General features: G+C 37.6%; 10 protein-coding genes. All 10 read right to left on the reverse strand.

Translation table 11 applies throughout. The features are described 5' to 3' along the window. On the reverse strand, nucleotides 1-304 hold a 304-nt coding region (locus AWW83_RS09540; protein WP_143713966.1), incomplete at its 3' end, for a type III pantothenate kinase. Next, entirely contained in the window at nucleotides 288-734 is a 447-nt protein-coding gene (locus AWW83_RS09545) for an arsenate reductase ArsC (protein ID WP_092351143.1), read from the reverse strand. The genes AWW83_RS09540 and AWW83_RS09545, both read right to left, overlap by 17 nt. A 61-nt stretch (nucleotides 735-795) precedes the next feature. Then, the gene (gene trxA / locus AWW83_RS09550; RefSeq protein ID WP_092351144.1) at nucleotides 796-1131 is read right to left on the reverse strand and encodes a thioredoxin; all 336 of its coding nucleotides are present in this window, start codon (nucleotides 1129-1131) and stop codon (nucleotides 796-798) included. A 12-nt stretch (nucleotides 1132-1143) separates the two neighbouring features. Continuing rightward, nucleotides 1144-4620, reverse strand: coding sequence for a DNA polymerase III subunit alpha (gene dnaE, locus AWW83_RS09555; protein ID WP_092351145.1), 3477 nt, complete (start codon nucleotides 4618-4620; stop codon nucleotides 1144-1146). Between the two features lie 104 nt (nucleotides 4621-4724). Next, complete coding sequence (locus AWW83_RS09560) at nucleotides 4725-6218, reverse strand: aldehyde dehydrogenase family protein (protein ID WP_092351146.1); 1494 nt, start codon at nucleotides 6216-6218, stop codon at nucleotides 4725-4727. A gap of 23 nt (nucleotides 6219-6241) precedes the next feature. Further along, nucleotides 6242-6505 carry a type II toxin-antitoxin system RelE family toxin gene (locus AWW83_RS09565; RefSeq protein ID WP_092351147.1) on the reverse strand — a complete coding sequence of 88 codons (264 nt, stop codon included), beginning with the start codon at nucleotides 6503-6505 and terminating at the stop codon, nucleotides 6242-6244. Continuing rightward, complete coding sequence (locus tag AWW83_RS09570) at nucleotides 6502-6741, reverse strand: hypothetical protein (protein WP_092351148.1); 240 nt, start codon at nucleotides 6739-6741, stop codon at nucleotides 6502-6504. The genes AWW83_RS09565 and AWW83_RS09570 overlap by 4 nt, the downstream gene beginning before the upstream one ends. 13 nt (nucleotides 6742-6754) lie before the next feature. Continuing rightward, complete coding sequence (gene purB / locus AWW83_RS09575) at nucleotides 6755-8053, reverse strand: adenylosuccinate lyase (protein ID WP_092351149.1); 1299 nt, start codon at nucleotides 8051-8053, stop codon at nucleotides 6755-6757. 11 nt (nucleotides 8054-8064) lie between these two features. After that, nucleotides 8065-8340, reverse strand: a complete 276-nt coding sequence (locus tag AWW83_RS10080; RefSeq protein WP_234697304.1) for a S1C family serine protease — start codon at nucleotides 8338-8340, stop codon at nucleotides 8065-8067. A 19-nt stretch (nucleotides 8341-8359) separates the two neighbouring features. Then, nucleotides 8360-8754, reverse strand: a 395-nt coding sequence (locus tag AWW83_RS10085; RefSeq protein WP_234697305.1) for a S1C family serine protease, incomplete at its 5' end; no start/stop codon positions are given.

Below are 8754 nucleotides of genomic sequence, written 5' to 3' on the forward strand. Positions count from 1 at the left end.
CATCGTATAAAATTTTTATCCCAAGATCAAGTTCATATGATACTACGACTGGTTCAACTTTAAAATGTTTTTTACTCATCCACACGAAAACATCTGTTAAATTCGGAACAACCGAGGAGATTCCAACCCCGGTTATTTCTTTCACATTTACTTTCGCATCCTCACAAAAAAACTTAACAAGAAGCCAGGTTTCATCTTCTGTTCTCGTTATCAAACTTGAAACTCTCCAATCGTGGATTAACTTTCCATTTTGATAGATTCCGAAAACAGTATGCGTATTTCCGATGTCAATTGCCAGAAGCATTTTCAATTTCAGATTTTGTTTCAACTTGCTTGATAAATTCAAGTATGTGAGATTTTATTTCATCTCTGACTTTGCGAAAAATTCTCATTCTTTCCTCTTTTGTCCCGGTTGCTTCCGCAGGGTCTTCAAAACTCCAATGAATTCGTTTTACATCCCCGGGAAATGTCGGGCATGATTCCTTTGCTTTATCGCATACAGTGATTACATAGTCAAATTCTTGTCCTAAAAATTCCATAACACTTTTTGAGCGATGATTTGAAATATCTATTCCAATTTCTCTCATTGCTTCAATTGCGAGTGGATGAACGAATGAAGGATGAGTTCCTGCGGAAAAAACTTCAAATTTATTGTTTCCGAAATGTCTCAAAAGTCCCTCAGCCATTTGGCTTCGGCAGGAGTTTCCCGTGCAGAGGAAGAGAACCCTTAACATTTTATTTCCAGATTTTGTTTTGAAAACTAAAAAAGGGAGACACAAGGTCTCCCTTTATAAATTATACTGGTTGAAGATATTTTTCAAGTCGTGCTAAAAGATTGCGCTTCGGCATTGCGCCGACGATTTGTTCAAGGACGCGACCATTTTGGAAAAGCATAAGCGTCGGGATGCTCATTATCCCGTATTTCATCGCTGTCTTTGGATTATAATCAACATTCAATTTCCCAACCTTTAATCTGTCTGCATATTCATTTGCGATCTCCTCAACTATTGGAGCAATCATTCTGCACGGTGCGCACCATTCAGCCCAGAAATCAACGAGAACAAGCTTGTCCGACTTGAGGACTTCGTCTTCAAAGTTTGCGTCTGTGAGCTCAATTATGTTTTTAGCCATTTTATCTCCTTTTTATTTTGAAATTAATTTGACATTTTTTTCACCGAATAATTCTCTTAAACCGTTTATGAGTTCTGATTTTGGTTTGACAAACAGGTGCGGTATTTCAAACCTTTGCAACAAAGTTCCGTTATCTTTAACATCAATTTCAATTGAACAATTCCCTTCTTCTGAACTTTTGAGAAGTTTTTCAAGGCGTTCAACCTTTTCGGGTGATTCGTTTTTATCCACAATTGCAACGATTTTGCGAGTGAATTCTTCTTTAACATCGCTCAACGGATAAACTTCCTTGACCTGAATTCTCAACGAGTTGCCTCTTTTTCTTACTTCTCCAACTACCATGACAAGTCCTTCAATAACCAGATGTCTTGAATAATTTTTATAAACTTCGTTAAAAGCGACGCATTCGGCTTTTCCAGTGAAATCTTCAAGTTCAAAAATTAACATCTGATTTTTGTTTTTGTCAAGTTTTACTTGCATATCTGTTATAACCCCACAAGCACGCACGGTTTGATTTTCTTCCACGGAGTCGGGCTCACCAAGCTTAACATTTGAAAATGTTTGAACTTCATCAAAATATCTCATCAACGGATGTCCAGAAACATAAAAACCGAGGACATTTCTTTCGTATGAGAGTTTTTCCATCTCGCTCCACGGCTTAACATCTGGAAGTTGAGGATAGTTTTCCTCATTTTCAACACCAAAGTCAAATAAAGCAACCTGTCCATTTCTTTTGTCTCTTTTTATTCTCTCCCCAAATGTCATCGCTAATTCAACCGCTTGAAGAAGTTGAGCTCTATGTCCGCAGTTTAGAGAATCAAAAGCACCTGCCTGAATTAAACTTTCAAGAGCTCTTTTATTCACAACTCTTAAATCAACACGAGCACAAAAATCAAAAAGATTTTTGAATTTACCGCTTTCATTTCTGACACGAATTATCTCATTTACAGCATTTTCTCCAACATTTTTTATCGCACCAAGACCAAATCTTATCGTGTTTTTATCTATGATCGTAAAGTCAAGATTACTTTCGTTTATATCGGGTGGCAGAACTTTAATTCCCATCCTTCGGCAATCTTCAATCAAAAGAACTATTTTATCGGTATCGTGTAATTCGCTTGACATAGTCGCAGCCATAAATTCAGCAGGAAAGTGAGCTTTCAAATAAGCGGTCTGATAAGCAAGATAAGCATAGGCGACGGCGTGACTTTTGTTAAATCCATAAGATGCAAATTTTTCAAGCATGTCAAAAATTGCTTCGGCAATTTTTCTATCAATTCCGTTCTTAACTGCTCCCTCAATAAATTCATTTCTTTGCTTTGCCATCAACTCTTTGTCTTTTTTACCCATCGCTCTTCTCATAAGATCCGCTTTTGCAAGTGAAAATCCAGCAATTTGATTTGCAATCTGCATAACTTGCTCTTGATAAACAACAATTCCAAAAGTTTCCTTCAAAATTGGCTCAAGCTTGGGATGTAAATACTCAACTGGTTTTTCGCCGTGCTTTCTTGCGATATAATCATCAATCATTTGCATTGGACCGGGTCTGTAAAGTGCGTTCATAACCGCAAGGTCATGTATATTCGTTGGCTTTAACTTTCTCAGATATTCCTGCATTCCGGAACTTTCAAACTGGAAAACCCCGACCGTTCTGCCTTCGCCAAGGAGTTGAAATGTTTTCTCATCATCAAGCGGTATTTCATCAATGTTAATTTCAATTCCGTGATTTTGCTTTATAAGTTTGAGCGTATTGACGATGACCGTCAAAGTTCTTAAACCAAGCATGTCAATTTTCAAAAGCCCGGCTTTTTCAAGATAATCTTTATCATACTGTGTCATCAATTCTGTCTGCGGTGTCTGATAAAGCGGAACATAATCGCTAATATCGCCGGGTGCTATAACAACGCCAGCTGCATGAGTTGATGGATGTCGGTTTAAACCTTCAAGTATGAGTGCATAGCGGACAAGTTCTTTGAGTTTGGGGTCATTCGTCGTTTTTAGCCATTCAAGTTCCGGAACTTTCTCAAGCGCTTCGCTTAAACTCATCGGCTTACCTTCAATTACAGGAATGTTTTTCGTGATTGAGTCAATCGTCTGTAAAGAAATTCCCAAAACTCTTCCGACATCTCTTATAACGGCACGTGATGACAAAGTTCCAAATGTTATTATCTGAGCTACGGATTTTTCGCCGTATTTTTTCTTGACATAATTAATCACGAGTTCTCGTTTATCGTCAGCGAAATCAACATCAATGTCTGGCATTGAAACTCTCTCTGGATTTAAAAATCTTTCAAATAACAAATCATATTTCAACGGGTCAATGTTTGTAATTCCGAGGGCATATGAGATGATTGATCCAGCTGCCGAACCACGCCCGGGACCGACAGCAACGCCCATTTTTCTTGCTTGACTTATAAAATCGTGCACAATCAAAAAGTAAGTTGAAAATCCCATTCTTTTTATAACATCAAGCTCATATCTGAACCTGTCCTCAATTTCTTTCGTGATCGTTTTGTATCTTCTTTGCAATCCTTCAAAGGCAAGTTTTTCAAGATATTCATCTGGTGTTTTAACGCCAGCGTCTTCTGGGATAGGGAAGTGTGGCAAATAATTTTTTCCAAGTTCAATTTCAAGGTTGCATTTTTCTGCTATTTCAAGCGTCGTTTCAATTGCTTCTGGAAAATCTTTAAATGCTTTATACATTTCCTCAGCGCTTTTGAAATAAACCTGATCCGTTCCATATTTGAGTTGGTAGATGTCCTTAACGGAGTTTTTATCCTGAATTGAGATAAAAATGTTGTGCGGGATTGCGTGTTCCTGTTTTATGTAATGGCAATCGTTTGTTGCAACAAGCTTTATTCCAAGCTCTTTCGCAAGGCGTGGCATTCCTTGTAGAACTGGAAGTTCTTTGTCTATGAAATGATTCTGAATTTCAAGATAGAAATCATCTCCAAAAAGTTCTTTAAACTTAACAGCCATTTTTTTAGCGCCTTCATAATTCCCATCCACAAGATAAGAAGATACAACTCCACCTATGCACGCTGAAAGAGCGACAAGACCCTCACGATGCTTTTCAAGAACATCTAAATCAATTCTTGGTTTATAATAAAATCCTTCGGTATGTGCGATTGTGATGAGTTTCATCAAATTTTTCCATCCGATCTCGTTCTTTGCAAGCAATACAAGATGTTTGTAGTGTGTTTTTTTATTTCTCACCGCAAGGTCTGATTCCTCATCTCGGCTTCCTTTTGTCTTGTCAAATCTTGAACCCTCGGTTACGATGTAAATTTCGCTACCTATGATTGGTTTTATTCCCGCTTCTTTTGCTTTGATGTAAAATTCAAGTGCACCAAATAAAACCCCGTGATCTGTTAAAGCAACTGCTGGCATTTTGTTTTGAACTGCGGATTCAACAATTCCATCAATTGTGCTAATCGCATCAAGAATGCTATAGTGAGAGTGATTGTGAAGATGAACAAATTCCGCCATCTATCCTGACCTTTTTATTTAAATTTTTCTAACGGGGACAGGAAAATTTAATCAAGAAAAGAGACAAATTCAATAAAAGGGGGCGTTAATCGCCCCCGGCTTTTTCATTCTTTATATGTGTCAATTTGTGCTCTTTGCAATTTATCGCTGTAATCAACATAAACTGTCTTTATCTCTGTAAAGAAATCAAACACCGCCCATCCACCTTCGCGATGCCCATTTCCTGTCTGCTTAACACCTCCAAATGGCAAATGTGTCTCCGCACCGATCGTTGGAGCATTTATGTATGTAATTCCAGCTTGAATATCTCTTATCGCTTTAAATGCTTTATTCACATCTCTTGTGTAAATTGATGAAGACAATCCATAAACAGTGTCGTTTAAAACTTCAATTGCTTCTTCAAACGATTTAACTTTTATCACGCATAAAACAGGACCAAAAATTTCCTCCTGTGCAATTCTCATCTTTGGATGCACATCAACGAAAATTGTCGGTGCATAAAACCAACCTTTATCATATTCTCCACCCGTTAATCTATGTCCGCCGATCAAAAGTTTTGCTCCCTCTTGCTTTCCAATTTCAACATATTGGTGAATTTTGTTAAGTTGAGCTTCATTTATGATTGGTCCCATTTCTGTTGATTCGTCAAGACCATTTCCAACTTTCAATTTTTTGACTCTTTCAACAAGCATTTCAATAAACTGGTCATAAATTGCTTCGTGCAAAATTAATCTGCTTGTTGCGGTGCATCTTTGACCTGCTGTTCCAAATGCGCCCCAAAGGACTCCATCAAGCGCAAGCTCAAGATTTGCATCTTCAAGGACAATCTGTGCATTTTTTCCGCCCATTTCAAGCGAGACACGTTTTAATGTATCCGATGCTTCTCTTGATATAACTTTTCCAACAGCGGTTGAACCGGTAAAACTTATTAAATCAACTTCCGGATGTCTTACTATTGCCATACCTACTTCATTTCCACCACCATGAACGAGGTTCACAACTCCCTCTGGAACGCCTGCTTCTTCAAGTATTTGAACGAGTGTCGTTGCCGTTTTTGGTGTGTCAGATGCGGGTTTAAAGACGACGGTATTTCCCGCCACAAGCGCAGGGAAAATTTTCCATGTTGGAATTGCCATCGGAAAGTTCCACGGTGTTATAACTCCTGCGACACCAACGGGAAGACGAATCGCCATTGCAAATTTATTCGGAAGCTCTGATGTTGTTGTATAGCTGAATAATCTTCTACCTTCACCAGCTGCGTAATAACCTGTGTCAATTCCTTCCTGGACATCACCCCGTGTTTCAAGCAAAATTTTCCCCATTTCACGTGTCATTTCCCTTGCAATTTCTTCTTTTCTTTGAACGAGCAAATCCGCTGCTTTTTTAATTATATCCGCACGCTTTGGCGGTGGAACAAGTCGCCAGGATTGATAAGCCTTTCTTGCTGCTTTAACTGCCTCTTCAACATCTTCAGGTCCTGATTTCGGGAAAATGCCGATTAAATCATCCCAGTTTGCGGGATTTCTGTTTTCAAATGTCTTTCCCGACTTTGCGTCAACCCATTTCCCATTGATGTAGTTTTTAAATACCTCTGCCATGGTCAATTTACCTTGTTTTGTTTTTATTTATAAATTTCGCTTCTGTGTCCAACGAGATGAATTGTGATGATTTTCTTATCACGATCAACGGAATAAATAACTCTGTAATCGCCAACTCTCAACTTAAACATATCTTCCCATTCTTCTCCTTTTAACCTTTCATGCGAAACATTTTCAAAATTTTCCGCAAGCCATTTGATTTTGTTTAAAATTCTTTGAGCAACTTTTTTATCAAACTTACCAAGTTCTTTCATTGCATCTTCTTTGAACTCAACAGAATAGCTCACCAATTCAGTCCAAGTTTTTTTGCAACCTCTTCCGCTGGAATTCCTCTGACACCTGATTTTGTCTCTTCAAAGCTCTTTTTCAATCTTTCTACGACTTCGGGTTTAAGTTCAAGTCCTTCATCAGGGTCGGAGACAAGTTCGTAAATTTTTCTCTCAACTATATCTTCAATTATCTCAACGAGTTCTCCAACTGTTAAATCGCTCACTTTTTTATTTTTATCAATTTCTTGAAGCATCGGTTAATTAAATTTATTTTTCAATTCCAATTTTCTCAAAGATGAAATCAATTTTTTCAATCACGCTTCCGTAATCAAAAATTTTGTCAATTTCTCCATCGCTTAAAAAACTTACGACATCTGAATCATTTTTCAAAAGTTCGGCAAAATTTTCGCCTGTTTTCCAACTTCTCATTGCATTTCGCTGGACTATTTCGTATGCTTTTTCTCTTGTTAATCCCTTTTCAATTAGTTTAAGCAAAACTTTTTGAGAAAAAATCAATCCATTCGTCAAATTCAAATTTTTCATCATTCTTTCGGGGTAAATGATGAGTTTGTCAATTATATCAATCATTTCGTTAAGCATAAAATCAACAAGCGTCGTGCTATCTGGAATTATAATTCTTTCAACAGATGAATGCGATATATCTCTTTCGTGCCAAAGCGTTATATTTTCAAGTGAGGCAAGAGCATTGGCTCTGACAATTCGTGCAAGCCCCGAAACACGCTCACATCTTACAGGATTTCTCTTGTGTGGCATTGCTGATGAACCTTTTTGACCTTCGGAGAAAAATTCTTCAACTTCAAGAACTTCAGTTCTCTGCAAATGTCTTATTTCAGTTGCAAATTTTTCAAGTGATGATGCAATTATCGCAAGCGTTGTGAGATATTCAGCATGTCTGTCTCTTTGAATTATTTGAGTTGAAACAGGTTCAACTTTCAAGCCAAGTTTTTCACAAACATATTTTTCAACAAATGGCGAGACATTATCATAAGTTCCGACCGCACCAGCAATTTTACCATATGATATATTTTCAATTGCTCTTTTCATTCTTTCAATGTTTCTTTTCGTCTCCTCAAACCACAGGGCAAATTTAAACCCAAGAGTTATCGGTTCAGCGTGAACCCCGTGAGTTCTTCCAATCATTAATGTGTATTTTTGCTCAATTGCTTTCTTTCTCAAAACCTGCGAAAGTTTCTCAAGATCATCAAGTATGATTTCGCCCGCTTGCTTCATTTGAAGTGCAAGACAAGTATCAAGAATATCCGACGATGTCATTCCATAGTGTATAAACCTTGAAGCTTCTCCGACATTTTCAGCTACATTTGTAAGAAAAGCGACGACATCGTGTTTAACTTTTTCTTCAATTTCAAGTATTCTCTTTACATCAAATTTCGCTTTCTTCTTTATCTCTTCAACCGCTTCCTCGGGGACAAGTCCAAGTTTTGAATGGGCTTCAACCGCAAGAATTTCAATTTGAAGCCAAATGTTAAATTTGTTTTCGTCTGACCAGATTTTCTCCATATCGGGTCTTGTGTATCTCGGGATCATTTCACCTTGTTTTATGATTTTTCAAGTTTCATTTTTAAAGTGATTTCCTTCCCATCTCTTATGACCTTAAAATTCAAAACATCGCCAACTTTTGCGATCTGAATTAACTCAATTAAGCTTTGATCATCTTTTATCGGTTCTCCGTTTACTTCAATGATGACATCACCTTCTTTAAAGCCAGCTTTTTCAGCAGGGCTTCCAGATGCAACATCCGTAACTATCACGCCTTCGGTTTTTGAGAGTTTGAAATATCTTGCGAGATTTTCATCAAGCGTTTGAACCCTCATTCCAATTTTAAAATCACGGTCAATTTTTTCCTTTTTTGATTAGTTCATTAATTATCATCTTTGCTCTATTTATCGGTATAGCAAAACCAACCCCGACATTTCCTTGATTTGGCGTGTAAATTACAGTGTTAATCCCGATCACTTCCCCAAGTGCGTTTAAGAGTGGACCTCCGCTGTTTCCGCTGTTAATCGCTGCATCAGTCTGTATCATATCTCTGTAAATTCTTCCTTCAACGGAATGAAGATTCATTTTAACTGCACTTATAACTCCAACTGTAACTGTTGGTTTATTTCCGAGTTCAAAGAGTCCAAATGGATTTCCCATTGCGATTGCCCATTCACCAATTATCACATCATCTGAATTTCCGAGCGTAAGATAGGGGAGTTTTTCTTTTGCATCAATTTTTAAAACCG

Source organism: Candidatus Chryseopegocella kryptomonas (assembly GCF_001536065.1).
In the GTDB taxonomy this organism is placed as follows: Bacteria; Bacteroidota; Ignavibacteria; order Kryptoniales; family Kryptoniaceae; genus Kryptonium; species Kryptonium kryptomonas.